This is a genomic window from Planococcus maritimus, from assembly GCF_001592825.1.
Classification (GTDB): domain Bacteria; phylum Bacillota; class Bacilli; order Bacillales_A; family Planococcaceae; genus Planococcus; species Planococcus maritimus_C.
In genome coordinates this window covers 399,034-413,943 of the sequence record NZ_LTZG01000001.1, presented here as the reverse complement: position 1 = coordinate 413,943, position 14,910 = coordinate 399,034, and the positions used below count along the sequence as shown (strand labels likewise).

At 46.0% G+C, this 14,910-nt stretch carries 15 protein-coding genes; all 15 read left to right on the top strand.

The annotated features are described in order from the left end of the window. The 15 genes from AY633_RS02115 (at nt 1) to ftsZ (ending at nt 14,784) form a co-directional block, all read left to right on the top strand. Nucleotides 1-858, top strand: coding sequence for a ketopantoate reductase family protein (locus AY633_RS02115; RefSeq protein WP_068486077.1), 858 nt, complete (start codon nt 1-3; stop codon nt 856-858). Continuing rightward, nucleotides 858-1,238: a DUF3397 family protein gene (locus AY633_RS02110; protein ID WP_068486075.1), complete on the top strand. Its 381-nt coding sequence runs from the start codon at nt 858-860 to the stop codon at nt 1,236-1,238. The genes AY633_RS02115 and AY633_RS02110 overlap by 1 nt, the downstream gene beginning before the upstream one ends. 75 nt (nt 1,239-1,313) lie before the next feature. Continuing rightward, nucleotides 1,314-2,933, top strand: a complete 1,620-nt coding sequence (gene bshC / locus AY633_RS02105) for a bacillithiol biosynthesis cysteine-adding enzyme BshC (RefSeq protein ID WP_068486073.1) — start codon at nt 1,314-1,316, stop codon at nt 2,931-2,933. A gap of 146 nt (nt 2,934-3,079) precedes the next feature. Beyond that, nucleotides 3,080-3,511 carry a division/cell wall cluster transcriptional repressor MraZ gene (gene mraZ, locus AY633_RS02100; protein ID WP_068462976.1) on the top strand — a complete coding sequence of 144 codons (432 nt, stop codon included), beginning with the start codon at nt 3,080-3,082 and terminating at the stop codon, nt 3,509-3,511. Nucleotides 3,512-3,532: 21 nt separating this feature from the next. Then, nucleotides 3,533-4,471 (top strand): 16S rRNA (cytosine(1402)-N(4))-methyltransferase RsmH, encoded by a 939-nt coding sequence (gene rsmH, locus AY633_RS02095; RefSeq protein ID WP_068486071.1) that lies wholly within the window; start codon nt 3,533-3,535, stop codon nt 4,469-4,471. 12 nt (nt 4,472-4,483) lie between these two features. Continuing rightward, a complete protein-coding gene (gene ftsL, locus AY633_RS02090) occupies nt 4,484-4,843 on the top strand; it encodes a cell division protein FtsL (RefSeq protein WP_058383507.1) in 360 nt (119 codons plus the stop codon). Then, on the top strand, nt 4,840-7,170 hold the full coding sequence (locus AY633_RS02085) for a penicillin-binding protein (protein ID WP_082799158.1): 2,331 nt from the start codon (nt 4,840-4,842) through the stop codon (nt 7,168-7,170). Before ftsL ends, AY633_RS02085 begins: the two co-directional genes overlap by 4 nt. 37 nt (nt 7,171-7,207) lie before the next feature. Continuing rightward, complete coding sequence (gene mraY, locus AY633_RS02080) at nt 7,208-8,176, top strand: phospho-N-acetylmuramoyl-pentapeptide-transferase (RefSeq protein ID WP_068486069.1); 969 nt, start codon at nt 7,208-7,210, stop codon at nt 8,174-8,176. After that, nucleotides 8,177-9,541 (top strand): UDP-N-acetylmuramoyl-L-alanine--D-glutamate ligase, encoded by a 1,365-nt coding sequence (gene murD, locus AY633_RS02075; RefSeq protein WP_068486067.1) that lies wholly within the window; start codon nt 8,177-8,179, stop codon nt 9,539-9,541. Between the two features lie 18 nt (nt 9,542-9,559). Then, the gene (locus AY633_RS02070; protein ID WP_068486065.1) at nt 9,560-10,342 is read left to right on the top strand and encodes a cell division protein FtsQ/DivIB; all 783 of its coding nucleotides are present in this window, start codon (nt 9,560-9,562) and stop codon (nt 10,340-10,342) included. Between the two features lie 10 nt (nt 10,343-10,352). Then, complete coding sequence (locus tag AY633_RS02065) at nt 10,353-11,060, top strand: DUF881 domain-containing protein (protein ID WP_260804452.1); 708 nt, start codon at nt 10,353-10,355, stop codon at nt 11,058-11,060. Further along, nucleotides 11,057-11,776: a DUF881 domain-containing protein gene (locus AY633_RS02060; RefSeq protein WP_260804451.1), complete on the top strand. Its 720-nt coding sequence runs from the start codon at nt 11,057-11,059 to the stop codon at nt 11,774-11,776. Before AY633_RS02065 ends, AY633_RS02060 begins: the two co-directional genes overlap by 4 nt. A 2-nt stretch (nt 11,777-11,778) precedes the next feature. Then, a complete protein-coding gene (locus tag AY633_RS02055; protein WP_068486059.1) occupies nt 11,779-12,141 on the top strand; it encodes a small basic family protein in 363 nt (120 codons plus the stop codon). Between the two features lie 104 nt (nt 12,142-12,245). After that, nucleotides 12,246-13,535, top strand: coding sequence for a cell division protein FtsA (gene ftsA / locus AY633_RS02050; RefSeq protein ID WP_068486058.1), 1,290 nt, complete (start codon nt 12,246-12,248; stop codon nt 13,533-13,535). Nucleotides 13,536-13,593: 58 nt separating this feature from the next. Next, the gene (ftsZ, locus tag AY633_RS02045) at nt 13,594-14,784 is read left to right on the top strand and encodes a cell division protein FtsZ (protein WP_068486056.1); all 1,191 of its coding nucleotides are present in this window, start codon (nt 13,594-13,596) and stop codon (nt 14,782-14,784) included. Nucleotides 14,785-14,910 lie beyond the last annotated feature (126 nt).

Here is a 14,910-nt window from a genome sequence, read left to right as displayed (position 1 = left end):
ATGAAATTCGCAATTATCGGCGGAAACGCCCAGGCATTGTTGCTTGCGCATTTATTAAATAAACAAGGCGAGGTTCAGCTGATCATCACGAATGAACAACAAGCCGCTGAACTAAGCGCTAATGGCCTCGTATGTGGCACAGAACAACAGCAAATTGCCGTACACACCGATTTTGAACAGGTGGACCCGGATGCTTACATAGTTATCACGATTCATTCAGAAGAACTGCCGCCTATATTAAAGTTGCTGAAAATTCGACGGCCGAGCAACCCGCTCATTTTTGTCCAACAAGGAATGCTTTATGTAGAAAAAGCTCGATTGCTGGCACATCGCCAAATCGCTGCCGCCGTATTGGATTGCGACGCAGTCAAAGTCAGCGCGTATGAAATCAAGTACACCAAACTGCCGCAGCTCAGCATCGGCTTGTTAAAAGGCGAAACGCAGCGATTCGATTCGCTCACAGCAGTGGATCAAATCACCGTGCAATGGTCAGATGACATCGAAACACGCCTGTTCGAGCAGCTTTTAAGGGATAGCCTCATCAATCCGTTAACGGCGTTGATGAAGATCAAAAAAGGAAGGTTGATTACCGACCCGAATGCCTACGAGTTGTTTCGAAATCTATATAACGAAATGTATTTGGCCTTTCCGGAAATTGAAAGCTTGCAGCCGATTGAGCGCGTCGCAGCCTATTGTGCCTCGCGGCCGGAAGAAATATCGTCCATGCTGGCAGATCGCTTAGCTGAGGATCCGATGGATGTCGATGGGCTGATGCTCTACATTCTCCAGATCGCGAAACTTGACTTGCCTTTGTTCAAAGCGTTTTATCATTTACTGAAGACTGTTGAGGAAACCTAATGGAATGGATATCTATTGCCGGGAACGTCTTGCTTTACGTCCCCTTTATCTTATTTTTAGTTGTCTATGCATTAAGCTATAAATCCAAAAAACGCAAAGCGCTCGGAATCGCTGCTGATATCACTGCCTTTCTTTTATTTTTTTCGGTTCCGGCCTCACTTGACTTGCTGTTCGGCGTAAAAGTGCAGCCGTTCATCTTTATGGGCGCCTTATTGTTTGCGATTATTTTGCTGATTCGGGAATGGAAGACCCAAAAAGAACTGGAAGTAATCAAGTTCTTGCGTAAGGTTTGGCGAATTTGCTTTTTGGCGCTCTCCGCGATTTACGCTGCGACGTGGCTTGCTGGACTGATCTTTTTAGCGGTCCAATCATTTCGCTAAGCGGATTTTTTCTCATGTAATCCTCCTTTTGTTATAGTAGTCTTTGAATGTAAAGCGAAAAGGGGATTCAAATTCATGAAATTAAAGGAAAAATACATACCGCCATCCTCCAAATTGATGGTTGATTATACAAATGAAGAACGGCAAATCATACAATACTTTTCCTATCAGCCTTCTTTGGCACAAGCCCATGAAAGGCTAGAAACGTTAAAAGGCCACCCGGTCGATCGAAAAAAACTGGCCTCTATCGTTTCAAGCTATATGGAGCCTTTTGGGATTTCAGACGCAGCAAAACAAAACCTTGCGCATTTTGAAGCGGGCGCATCCGTCGTAGTGACCGGCCAGCAGGCGGGATTGTTGACAGGGCCGTTGTACACGGTTCATAAAGCGATTTCCGCGATTTTATTGGCAAAAGAAGCTGCGGATAAACTTGGGACGCCGGTCGTTCCGGTTTTTTGGATTGCTGGAGAAGACCACGACCTAGCAGAGATCTGTCATATTTACCGTGAAACAAATGGACGCATCGAAAAATTGAATTATCCCCATGCAAAGCTAGGAAAAAGCGCAGCATCGCATGCACCACTGAAAGCAGAAGAGATCGAGGCGTTTTTAGAAGAATACTTCCGTAGCCTGCCTGAAACAGCCCATACGAAAGAAATCCGTTCCATCGTATTCAGCCATTTGGAAAAGACGGATACGTTTACCGCGTTTTTCGCAAGCCTGCTTAATCATTTCTTCGATCATCAAGGGCTGCTTTATATTGACGCCGCGGACAAGCAATTGCGTGCCTATGAGGGAAGGTTTTTCTCGAAGCTCATTGAAAATAGCGGGGCAATAGCAAAAGCGGTGGTGGAAGCCGAAACTGCGCTTGAAGAGGACGGTTACAAGGCTGGCATCGATGCTAAAGAAGAAGCGGCACATCTGTTTCTCACGATTGAAGGCGAGCGCTTATTGCTAGAGCGTGAGGGAAGCCAGTTTGTGGTCAAAAACACCTCAGTGAGCTTTACGCAACAACAACTTTTGGACATCGCAAAACATGAGCCCGAACGCCTTAGCAATAATGTGGTGACACGCCCATTAATGCAAGATTTCGTCTTTCCGGTATTGGCCTTTGTTGGTGGGCCAGGAGAGATTGCCTATTGGGCGGCGCTAAAAGGCGCATTTGAACTGATGGATATGGAGATGCCAATCGTCATGCCGCGTCTCAGCGTCAGCTTGATCGACAGACGGACGGCTAGCTTGATGGAAAAACGGCACTTGAGTTTTGAAGATGTGGTCGTCGAGCGGAAAGTTCCACAGTTACGAAATGAACTGTATGAGCATATTAGAGATGAAGAAACGGAAGCGAAAATCGACGAAGTCAAAAAAGGGTTGACTAAAGAGTATGAAGAATTGATCAGCCGCTTTACTGCAGTCAGTGCCGGGCTAACGCCATTAACTAAGAAAAACTTGCAGATTCATTTGAAGCAGCTTGACTTCCTAAAACACAAGCTGCAAGATGAAGTGGCTATTCAAAATAGCACGCAGTTCAATCAGCTTGCAGCAATCGAAAATGCTTTATTGCCAGAATCGGGATTGCAAGAACGTATTTACAATCCGGTCCCTTATTTAAACCAATACGGCAAAGGCTTGATAGAAGATCTATTGGACTTGCCGATGAACTACGACAACACCCACAAAATTGTCATTCTTTAACTTGGAAAAGCCTGCCTGAGCAGGCTTTTTTTTATGAAGTAAACTCTTTGAGATGAAATGCTGTAACAATAGTGAAATATTTCAAAAACAAGTGGTGGCATGTGGGGGAATGTGGTACATTAATTATAATAAGTGGGGTGAAAGGCATGTTCATGGGCGAATTTCAACACAATGTTGATGCTAAGGGCAGATTAATCGTTCCTGCTAAATACCGTGACTTGCTAGGTGAGCAGTTTGTGATCACCCGGGGCCTGGATCAGTGCTTATTTGGTTATCCAATGAATGAATGGAATAAAATTGAAGAAAAATTAAAAGAAATGCCAGTTACGAAAAAAGATGCACGCGCATTTACCCGTTTTTTCTTTTCAGGTGCCCAGGAAATGGAACTTGATAAGCAGGGGCGCGTCAATATACCTGCGAACCTTTTGTCGTATGCAAAGATCGAAAAAGAATGCGTCATTCTCGGCGTCTCCAATCGTTTCGAAATTTGGGCAAAAGATGCGTGGGAAGCGTATTTTGAAGAATCCGAAGAATCTTTTAATGAAATTGCTGAAAACTTAACTGACTTTGATTTTTAATTAACGAACGGGGGGACTGGGTTGTTCAATCACACTACAGTTTTGCTGCATGAAACTGTCGATGGGCTGAACATTCGTCCTGATGGCATATATGTAGATTGTACACTCGGTGGTGCCGGCCATAGCGAATATTTGGCCGAGCAGCTATCCGATCAGGGACATCTGTACTGCTTTGATCAGGATGCGACAGCAATCGAGCATGCAAAAGAAAAACTGAAAAACCATTTACATAAGATCACTTTCATCCATGCAAACTTTAAATATCTAAAAGAAGAACTGGAAAAACACGGAGTCGAGAAAGTCGATGGCATTTTATATGATTTGGGTGTTTCATCGCCCCAGTTGGATACGCCTGAACGTGGATTCAGTTATCATCATGACGCGCCGCTCGACATGCGCATGGACCAAAGTGCAGAGCTAAGTGCTTATCATGTCGTAAATGACTGGCGTTTCGAAGACCTTGTACGCATTTTTTACCGATACGGGGAAGAAAAATTCTCCAAGCAGATCGCTCGGAAAATCGAAGCTGCTCGTGAAATACAGCCGATCGAGACAACAGCCCAGCTGGTCGAATGCATCAAAGACGGCATCCCGGCACCTGCAAGGCGCAAAGGCGGCCATCCGGCCAAGCGTGTGTTCCAGGCAATCCGTATTGCAGTGAACGATGAACTCGGGGCTGCTGAAACTTCGTTGCAGGATGCTCTTGACATGCTTGCAGTCAACGGCAGAATCAGTGTTATAACCTTCCATTCACTCGAAGACCGCTTAACGAAGGCCTTATTCAAAGAAGCCTCATCGCTTCCGGAATTGCCTCCGAATTTGCCGGTCATCCCGGATGGACTCGAACCTAAATTGAAATTGATTACACGAAAACCCATATTGCCATCGGAAGAAGAATTGGCGCAAAATAATCGGTCGCGTTCCGCCAAGTTGCGGATTGCGGAGAAAATCAAACTCTAAGGACGTGTTTTAATGGCGTTGAATGCGAGAACCCAAACCTACATCCAACAGCCGGCCGTTCCGCAAAGTCCGAATAGACAGCCGGCTAAAAAGAAAAAACGTATTACTAAAGGCGAAAAAATCCTCTACACAGCTTTCCTGGCGGTTTGCATCATGTGTGCATTGCTGGTCTTGCAAAATCAGTCGACCATTCAAGCTTCCACACAAGAAATTCAAACAATTGAAAATTCAATCAATGAAACGACGAAACAAAATACCGATTTGTCCGTGCAAGTAAGTGAACTGTCTTCATATGAGCGCATTTGGTCGAAAGCAAAGGATTACGGCTTAAAATTAAATGAGCGAAATGTAAAGGTAGTGCCGGGACAATGAAGAAGAAATTTCGTTTTCAAGGAGGAGCCTTTCTGCTATTTTTACTATTTGCAGGGCTCTTTTTCCTTTTAATGGCCAGAATAATCACAATCCAAGCGACGGGCAAAGTAGAAGGGCAGGAATTGGCTGCAAGAGCCGCTGCCAAATACAGCCAGGAAGAAGTACTGACGGCAGAACGCGGAAAGATTTTGGACCGAAACGGCGAGGTTATCGCAGAAGATACCTTGACGTATAAATTGGTAGCGGTGCTGGATGAGTCGGTAACGACAAATCCTAAAGAACCGAACCACGTCATCGATGCCGAAGAAACGGCAGCGTACTTATCGGAGCAATTGGGCACTCCGGAAGAAGAATTGCTAAGCATTTTGGACAATGGCATAGAAAAAGACCGCTATCAGGTGGAGTTCGGTGCAGCTGGTCGCGAAATCAGCCATACACAGATGCTTGAAATGAAAGAAAAAGACTTGCCAGGCTTATTGTTCGTCAAAGACCTTAAACGCCTATACCCGAACGGTGTGTTCGCGTCACATTTGATTGGCTTTGCCATGAAAGAAGAACTCGAAGACGGACAAGTGAAGACCAAGGGGAAAATGGGCTTGGAATCGATTCATGATGAAGTGCTGACAGGCAAGAACGGCAAAATGGAGTTCGATACCGATAAATGGGGCTATCTATTGCCGAATAGCCAAGAAGCCATCACCCCAGCGATTGACGGATCCAATCTGCAGTTGACACTGGACAGGACGCTGCAGAATTTTTTGGAAGATGCCATGTCGAGCGTCCAGGAAGAATATAATCCAGCGCGTATGATTGCTGTAATCGCAGACCCGGATACGGGCGAGATTCTGGGCATGTCCCAACGCCCGACATTCAATCCGAATACGCGTGAAGGCTTATCAGAGAACTGGTTAAACGAAAGTATTGAACTGACGATTGAGCCTGGCTCGCCTATGAAAGTGTTCACTTTAGCGTCAGCTATTGAAGAAGGCAAATGGGATCCAAACGCTTATTACAATTCTGGAACTTATACATTGCTAGACCGGACAATCGGCGACCACAATAGTGGGCGCGGTTGGGGCAGCATCACGTTTCTCGAAGGTTTCCAGCGTTCATCCAACGTATCGATGGGCTATTTGCTTGAACGCCTCGGTGCGGATAATTTCATGAATTATATTGACGCATTCGGATTCGGCAAAAAAACGGGTATCGACTTGCCGAATGAAGCAGCTGGAAAGATTTTGGATGAATACCCAATCAATAAATTGACCACTTCCTACGGGCAAGGGTCCACGGTTACGCCGATCCAAATGATCCAAGCCGCGACGGCTATTGCAGGAGACGGCACGATGATGAAACCATATATCATCGACCAGATTAAAAATCCGGATACGGGTGATGTAACGGTGAAGTCAGAGCCTGAAGAGGCGGGTACGCCGATTTCAGCAGAAACGGCAAAACAAGTACGCGAAGTCATGGCATCTACTGTGACCTCGGATGTAGGCTCTGCAAAAGGTTTTGCGCTGCAGGATTATTCTGTAGCCGGTAAGACGGGCACAGCGCAAGTTCCTGGTGAAGATGGTCGATACATGACCGGCAGCAATAATTATTTGTTTTCTTTCCTAGGAATGGCGCCGGCAGAAGATCCGGAACTATTGATTTATATCGGTGTGCAGCAACCTCAATTGCCTGCGGATGAATACGGATCGGTTCCGGTTTCCAAAATCTTTACTTCTGTCATGGAAAATGGATTAAAATATTTGAACATCGCACCTGAGAATTCTGTCGAGGCCAAAACAGTTGAAATTGAAGACTATCAAGGACTTTCTTTAGAAGAAACCGTGTCTCAATTAGAAGCTAAGGGATTGAATGCGGTGGTAGCTGGTGATAATTCGCAAATAACTGACCAATATCCACAAGCAGGCGAGAAGCTGGTAGCTGGAGAAAATATCATTTTGAGAACCGGTGGCACGACAGCTATTCCTGATTTTACTGGTTGGTCGAAACGTGAGCTCCTGGCATTTCAGGCTCTTAGCGGATTGCCGCTGGAAATTGCTGGCCAAGGCTTTGTCATGACACAAAGCGTGGCAGAAGGCGCAGTGCCAGAGAGCGGAGAATCTGTTATCATCGAACTGCAGCCGCCGGAAGTATTCTATCCGGAGCAATCGCTGAAGGCCGAAGAAGAGCAGGCAACTGAAGAGTCAGCTGAAGCAGATGGCCAAGAAGCCGCTGAACCTTCAACAAAAGAAGCAACTGAACAACCTGCAGAAGCACCAATAGAACAACCGCAAGAACCGGCAGATCAACCGGTTATCAACGAAAATGAATAATTGAACGAGTGTACTCGTCTTTAAAGGAGCTCTATTAATGGAAGGTATAATTTTATTTGGATTTGGAATCGCATTAATCATGACAATTGCATTGATGCCTGTATTCATTCCGCTATTGAAACGCATGAAATTTGGGCAAAGCATTCGTGAAGAAGGCCCAGAATCACATATGAAAAAAACAGGTACACCGACGATGGGTGGATTGGTGTTCCTCATTTCCATTATCGTAACGGTCTTGCTTGTCGCCGCATTCAACGGAGAATTGACGACTCCAGTAGTCATTTTGCTAATGGTTTTGTTCGGCTACGGCCTGATAGGGTTCTTGGATGATTTCATCAAAGTCGTGCTAAAACGCAATTTGGGACTGACTTCGCTGCAGAAATTGCTGGCTCAGATCGTCATTGCCGTTTTATCGTTCTTTTTGTTACGCGCAAACGGATTCGACACGGCGCTTGGCATTCCCTTTACGGAAGCCTCTATTGAACTTGGATGGGTATATGTTTTGTTCATCGTGTTCTGGCTGGTCGGCTTCTCTAACGCTGTCAATTTAACGGACGGGCTGGACGGGCTGGTCGCAGGAACAGCTTCTATCGCTTTTATTGCATTTGGCATCCTGGCGATGATTCAAGAACAAACGGGAATCGCATTGTTTACTTTTGCAGTAGCCGGCGGATTGATCGGATTCCTCGTTTTCAATAAGTACCCAGCAAAAGTATTCATGGGCGATACAGGATCATTGGCTCTTGGTGGGGCACTCGCTATGGTGTCGATCCTACTGAAACAAGAATTGCTCTTGCTGTTAATCGGCTTAGTGTTCGTGATTGAAACAGCCTCGGTTATTTTACAAGTAGGAAGTTTTAAACTACGGAAAAAACGTATTTTCAAAATGAGCCCGATCCATCATCATTTTGAATTGAGTGGCTGGTCTGAATGGAAAGTTGTCACCGTATTCTGGGGTGTTGGCTTTATCAGCGCAGCGATTGCCCTTTTATTGGAGGTTATGTAAATGAAAGAATTGCCGCAATTGCATCATAAAAAAGTACTTGTGCTCGGTTTGGCGAAAAGCGGCTTTACGGCTGCCCGCCTGTTACATAAATTAGGCGCATTCGTGACGGTCAATGATTCCAAGCCGTTCGAAGAAAATCCCGAAGCCCAGGAACTCCTGAATTTAGGAGTCACCGTCATATGCGGGCGCCATCCTGAAGACCTGTTGGATGAAGGCTTTGAACTCGTTATCAAGAACCCAGGAATTCCATATCGCAACCATTTGATCCAGAAAGCGCTGGAAAAAGAAATCCCAGTGTGGACGGAAATCGAATTAGCCTATCGAATTAGCGAAGCTCCATTTATCGGCATCACTGGTTCAAACGGCAAAACCACAACGACCACCTTACTGTTCCATATGCTCAATCAAGACGGTAAATCGCCGCTAATTGCAGGGAATATCGGCACAGTGGCAAGTGGAGTGGCAGAAAAAGCAACAGCTGACCAGGTCATCGTTACAGAGCTATCGTCGTTCCAGTTAAAAGGAACGGAATCTTTCCGTCCACATATTTCAATCATTACGAATTTATACGAAGCGCATCTTGATTACCATGGATCGCTCGAGGATTACATCGGATCCAAAAAGAAAATCACCGAAAATCAGACAAGCGATGATTATTTCATTTATAACGCCGATCAGCAGGTGCTTGTTGACCATGCCAAAACGGTAGAAGCTCAAGGAATTCCTTTCACTTTGAAAGGCCGCACTGAAGAAAGCATCAGCGCTGATAGTGAGTATATTTATTGGCAAGGAGAGCCGTTGATTGAACGTAAACGCATCATGCTTGCTGGCGAACATAATTTGGAGAATATCTTGTCCGCTACAGCAGCAACTTTGCTGTCTGGAGGCACGAAAGAAACCATCATCCGTGTGTTGACATCTTTCACAGGAGTTAAGCACCGTTCGCAATTTGTCGGTGAATGGCAAGGCCGTCGTTTCTATAACGATTCCAAGGCAACGAATGCGCTAGCCACTAAAAGTGCGCTGGAAGCATTCAGTGAGAACATTATTTTATTGGCAGGCGGTTTGGAGCGCCAGCATTCCCTAGAGGAATTGCGTCCTTATATGAACCGAGTGAAAGTGCTCGTGACATTCGGCGAGACGGCACAACGCTTCGTTGAATTTGCAGAAAGCTGCAATGTCCCGACCGTCATCAAGGCCGGCTTAATGGATGATGCTGTTGAAAAAGCAATTAGCAGCTCATCTTCAGAAGACACGATTCTCTTGTCTCCTGCTTGTGCGAGCTGGGATCAATACGAAAGCTTTGAGGTCCGAGGCGATGCATTCATCGAGGCGGCCAAAAAATATACAGAAGCCAACGAATAAATCGAAGGAGCGGCGGATATGGACAAAGTTATAGACATCGAAGAACGCATACCAACGCTCCGGGAACGGCGCAGAAAAAGGTCGAACCGCAAATTTGCCGCGTTGCTGACGATCTTTGTCACATTGTTGCTCATTCTTATCTACAGTCAGTCCCCTTATAGCGAGATTCGCGATATTAAAGTCACAGGTGCTGAGTTATTTGACGGCGATAGTTATCAACAGGCAAGCACTTTGGCAATCGGCGACTCCATGTGGTCATTTGACAGCAGGGAAATCGAGGAGCAAATCGAATCACTTGAGTGGGTCGAATCAGCAAAGGTCGAGAAACACTGGCTAACAGCTGTAGCTATTGAAATCGAGGAATACGCCGAGATGGGGTATTTGGATCAAGGCAATAGCTACCAAGTTGTTTTGTCGAATGGTGTGGTGCTCAACCAGCCGATTCGCGTCGTAGAAGGTCCGATTTTTTCAAATTTCGAAGATGAAGCGAAACGGGAAGCGTTAATGGAGCAATTGGTCAAGACAGACCCAGAAGTGCAAAACCTCATCTCCCAAGTTATTTTGGATACTGAGCAGGAACGGGCGGATTACATTACCATTTACATGAATGACGGCAATGAAATCAAGGCCATATTATCAACTTTGGCAGAAAAAATTAATTATTATCCGTCTGTCACTGCTCAACTAGAAGACCGAAAAGGCATTATCGATATGGAAGTCGGTATCTATTTCCGCTCCTATAACGATGTATTCGGTTTGGCGGAAGCGGGTGAGGAACTTGAAGTTGCCGAAGAACAATGAGCGCAAAAGTATGAGCAAATCGATCATCTTTTCACTGGTTTTTCTGGTACTTGGCTTTATCATGGCCTATTCCTATAGCTTGTCGAATCAACGGGAAACGGAAAATGACTTCGCGGGGGCCGGCTTTTTCGAGCATAAAGAACAATACCGCAAAGAATTAATCGAGCAGCAAGAGCGCAATAAAGAATTGCGTGAGGAACTTGGCGATAAGCAAGAGGCCGTTCAGGAATTCGAGCGGTCTGTAGTGGACGGTGAAGAAAACTATACGGCTTACGCCCGGGAGGCAGAAGAACTAAGACGCTTCCTCGGGCTTGTTCCGGTTAAAGGGGAAGGGTTGACCGTAACACTTCGAGATGGTGATTACTCAATTGACCATGCCAACCCAAATGAATATATTGTTCATGAAAGCCATGTATTCCAAGTAATCAATGAGCTCTATATTTCTGGAGCAGAAGCAATTGCGGTGAATGGGCAAAGAATCCATGGTAATTCTCACATCGTCTGCACGGGGCCGGTCATTGCTGTTGATGGCATACAACACCCCGCCCCTTTCACTATTGAAGCGATCGGCAGTCCGGAAGTTTTATCCGCTTCCATGCAATTAACTGGCGGTGTGCAGGATCAACTCCTCAACGATGATATCTCCGTAACTCTCGATCCCGGCCAAACCATCCACATGCCGGCACTTTTGTCGGAAATGGATACAGGGGGAAGATGATGAAAAAACGTATTGCCGGCCGGTTTACGGTCATTCTTTTTGTCATCGGCTTTATGAGTGCCACACAATACAACACAGTAAACACAGACGATAGCCGGGATTACCGGGACACTTGGGAAATCCGACAACAATTATCACGTGAAAAGCAAGTACATTCGGAGCTGCTATCGGAAATCGGATTATTGGATGATACACTCGCCAAGTACAGCGATAAAGCGACTCAAGATCCACAGGCAGTCTTAAAAGATACGGTTGAAGATTTGCGCCGTTCCGCTGGCCTTTCACAAATCACTGGACCGGGGATCGAACTCGAAGTCAGCCCGTCGCTTGAAGCGGTTGCGCTCGGAAGCGAAATCACGGAAATACCACCAGATTTATTGATTCGCTTAGTAAACGAAATCAACCGATTCGATGGCATCGAATTAGCAATCGCTGGCGAACGTGTCATCAATACAACGGCGATCCGGGACATTAATGGCTATACGACGGTGAACACAGACCCCATCTCGACGCCGCCTTTGACGATCGCCATTACATCAAAGAGCATGGAAGAAGCACGCAAGCTATATAGCTATTTGTCGGCTTCCACCATTCATGAAGATTTTTATATAGATGATTTGACAATTGCCATTTCTGAGCCTCAGGAACAATTGACATTGCCGGCGTTTGACGAAAAGATTCAAATGGGGTATTTAGAAGCTGGGGAGGGGGAGTAAGTATGTGGATTTCAATTCTTGGGTTGTTGCTGGGCATTTCACTCGGCTTGTTGACGGATATCCAAATACCAGCGGAATACACCAGCTATTTATCGATAGCGGTGCTGGCTTCCCTCGATACACTCTTCGGTGGGATCCGTGCCCATTTGCAGCAAGTGTATGATGATAAAGTTTTTGTCTCAGGATTTTTCTTCAATATCGCGCTTGCTGCAGGTCTCGCTTTTCTCGGCGTTCATTTAGGTGTAGATTTATATTTGGCGGCAATTTTCGCATTCGGTGTAAGGCTGTTCCAAAATATTGCGGTGATTCGCCGCATTTTATTAACGAAATGGTCCGAAAAAAAGAAGCTTGGTGAGGCAAATTGACGAATTGCAGGAAAATTTTCTAAGTTTCGCTATTTTACTTAGACAAGGTGTGTATTTTACAATAGAATGTAATGTAGAGAAGTTTTATAAGGAGGTGCCACGAGTTGAGTCAATCAGAATTATATGTAAGTTTGGATATCGGGTCTTCCTCTGTCAAAGTATTGATCGGGGAAATGACCAATAAATCGTTGCACGTCATCGGCGTCGGCAACGTCAAATCTAATGGAATCAAAAAAGGTGCGATTGTTGATATAGATGCAACTGTACAGTCCATTAAAAAAGCAGTCGATCAGGCAGAGCGCATGATTGGCAAAGAAATCCATGAAGTTGTGCTGGGCATTCCAGCTAACCAAGTGGCATTGCAGCCAGTTAAAGGTATTGTGGCAGTAAACAGCGAAAATCGTGAAATCACAGATGAGGACTTAGAACGCGTCTTGGAAGCGGCACAAGTTATGTCGATCCCGCCAGAACGCGAACTTGTCAATATCATCCCTGAAGAATACGTTGTTGACCATTTAGGCGAGATCAAAGACCCGAGAGGCATGATCGGCATTCGCCTTGAAATGGATGGTACAATGGTGACGACTTCGAAAACGGTCTTGCACAATGTATTGCGCTGCGTTGAACGCGCGGGCCTTGAAATTCGTGAAATTTATGTGCAGCCGCTTGTAGCGGGAAGCTATGCATTGACAGAAGATGAGAAAAATCATGGAACGGCTTGCATCGATATCGGTGGGGGATCAACATCTATCGCAGTATTCCGCGACGGCCACCTGCGTGCAGCATCAGTCATTCCTGTCGGAGGCGATTATGTAACGAAAGATTTATCCATCGTCTTGAAGACCCCTACAGAGCAGGCAGAAAAAATCAAGCTCGAGCACGGACATGCATTCTTTGACGACGCTTCAGAAGAAGAAGTGTTTGAAGTGCCTGTGATCGGTTCGGATTCTAGAGAACAATATAGCCAAAAATACATATCTGAAATAATCGGAGTTCGCATGGAAGAACTTTTCGAATTGATTTTGGATGAGTTATACCGTCTCGGTGTCGATGAATTGCCGGGGGGTGTCGTATTGACAGGTGGAATGGCCAAAATGGATGGCCTTCCTGAACTGGCAAGAAGCATTCTCCAAACACGGGTGCGTCTCTTCACACCTGAATTCATCGGAGTGCGCGAGCCGCAGTATACTACAGCGGTGGGCTTGATTCAATACGCTTATGCGGAAGATTTGTTCTACGGAAATGTCGGCCATGGTTCAGCGGCTGCACATTCACAGAAACCTGAGTATGTGGAGCAGCAGCCGAAAAAACAAAAGCAGCCGAAACAACCGAAACAAGATAACGAAGGTGTCGTAAGCAAAGCTAAAAAAATGTTTGATCGCTTTTTTGAATAAAATCATCATTGTGTCCGGCTTATGTTCAAAAGCTGAGCAATCTTAGGAGGAAAAAAGAATGTTGGAATTTGATACAAATATCGATGCATTAGCCGTAATTAAAGTCATTGGTGTTGGTGGCGGCGGTAACAACGCAGTCAACCGGATGATCGAACATGGAGTTCAAGGGGTGGAATTCATCGCGGTCAACACAGACGCACAAGCCTTGAACCTTTCGAAAGCGGAAACACGCCTGCAAATCGGCGGAAAGTTGACGCGCGGACTTGGTGCCGGCGCTAACCCGGATGTCGGGAAAAAAGCGGCAGAAGAAAGCAAAGAACAGATCGAAGAAGCTTTGCGCGGAGCCGATATGGTATTCGTCACTGCCGGAATGGGCGGAGGCACTGGTACAGGTGCTGCACCTGTCATCGCCGGAATCGCTAAAGAACTTGGCGCTTTGACGGTTGGTGTTGTCACTCGCCCGTTCACATTCGAAGGCCGCAAGCGTTCAACGCAGGCAATCGGCGGAATCGCGACAATGAAAGAATCAGTCGATACATTGATCGTCATCCCGAACGACCGTCTTCTTGAAATCGTCGACAAAAACACGCCGATGCTTGAAGCATTCCGTGAAGCGGATAACGTCTTGCGCCAAGGTGTACAAGGCATCTCTGATTTGATCGCAGTTCCTGGTCTTATCAACCTTGACTTTGCCGACGTGAAAACAATCATGTCGAATAAAGGATCTGCATTGATGGGTATCGGTGTCTCTTCTGGAGAAAACCGTGCTGCTGAAGCTGCCAAGAAAGCTGTTTCAAGCCCGTTGCTTGAAGTATCTGTCGATGGGGCAAAAGGCGTCTTGATGAACATCACTGGCGGATCAAACTTGAGCTTGTATGAAGTACAAGAAGCCGCTGATATCGTTGCTTCTGCTTCTGACGAAGAAGTGAACATGATCTTCGGTTCTGTTATCAACGATAACTTGAAAGACGAAATCGTGGTAACGGTTATCGCTACTGGCTTTAACGAAGAGCAATTGAACCCAGCAGGACGCGCACCACGTGGATCAGGATTGAACGCAAACCGCATCCAATCGATCCAACAGCAAAACCCGGCTCCTTCCATCCGTGAAGCGCGCCGTGAGGAACAATCCCAGCGCCGCGAAGAGCAAACTCCTTATTACAGCCAGGAGCCTCAGCGCCAGGACAAGCAAAGTGAAGATGCATTGGATATCCCAACCTTCCTTCGCAACAGACAAAAACGCCGTTAATAATGAAGAAAACAGCTGCCCAACCGGCAGCTGTTTTTTTGCTAGAACGGACAAGCCCTTGCCTTTTGGATCCGGCTGCCACGTATCTTTCATAATTTCGTTGAAAAATAGGCAGCTTTGCTGTTT

What these genes read in the sequence shown, in the direction of transcription:
- AY633_RS02115 (WP_068486077.1), top strand. Translation starts at nt 1, where the DNA reads ATGAAATTCGCAATTATCGGCGGAAACGCCCAGGCATTGTTGCTTGCG.
- AY633_RS02110 (WP_068486075.1), top strand. Translation starts at nt 858, where the DNA reads ATGGAATGGATATCTATTGCCGGGAACGTCTTGCTTTACGTCCCCTTT.
- bshC (WP_068486073.1), top strand. Translation starts at nt 1,314, where the DNA reads ATGAAATTAAAGGAAAAATACATACCGCCATCCTCCAAATTGATGGTT.
- mraZ (WP_068462976.1), top strand. Translation starts at nt 3,080, where the DNA reads ATGTTCATGGGCGAATTTCAACACAATGTTGATGCTAAGGGCAGATTA.
- ftsL (WP_058383507.1), top strand. Translation starts at nt 4,484, where the DNA reads ATGGCGTTGAATGCGAGAACCCAAACCTACATCCAACAGCCGGCCGTT.
- AY633_RS02085 (WP_082799158.1), top strand. Translation starts at nt 4,840, where the DNA reads ATGAAGAAGAAATTTCGTTTTCAAGGAGGAGCCTTTCTGCTATTTTTA.
- mraY (WP_068486069.1), top strand. Translation starts at nt 7,208, where the DNA reads ATGGAAGGTATAATTTTATTTGGATTTGGAATCGCATTAATCATGACA.
- murD (WP_068486067.1), top strand. Translation starts at nt 8,177, where the DNA reads ATGAAAGAATTGCCGCAATTGCATCATAAAAAAGTACTTGTGCTCGGT.
- AY633_RS02070 (WP_068486065.1), top strand. Translation starts at nt 9,560, where the DNA reads ATGGACAAAGTTATAGACATCGAAGAACGCATACCAACGCTCCGGGAA.
- AY633_RS02065 (WP_260804452.1), top strand. Translation starts at nt 10,353, where the DNA reads ATGAGCAAATCGATCATCTTTTCACTGGTTTTTCTGGTACTTGGCTTT.
- AY633_RS02060 (WP_260804451.1), top strand. Translation starts at nt 11,057, where the DNA reads ATGATGAAAAAACGTATTGCCGGCCGGTTTACGGTCATTCTTTTTGTC.
- AY633_RS02055 (WP_068486059.1), top strand. Translation starts at nt 11,779, where the DNA reads ATGTGGATTTCAATTCTTGGGTTGTTGCTGGGCATTTCACTCGGCTTG.
- ftsZ (WP_068486056.1), top strand. Translation starts at nt 13,594, where the DNA reads ATGTTGGAATTTGATACAAATATCGATGCATTAGCCGTAATTAAAGTC.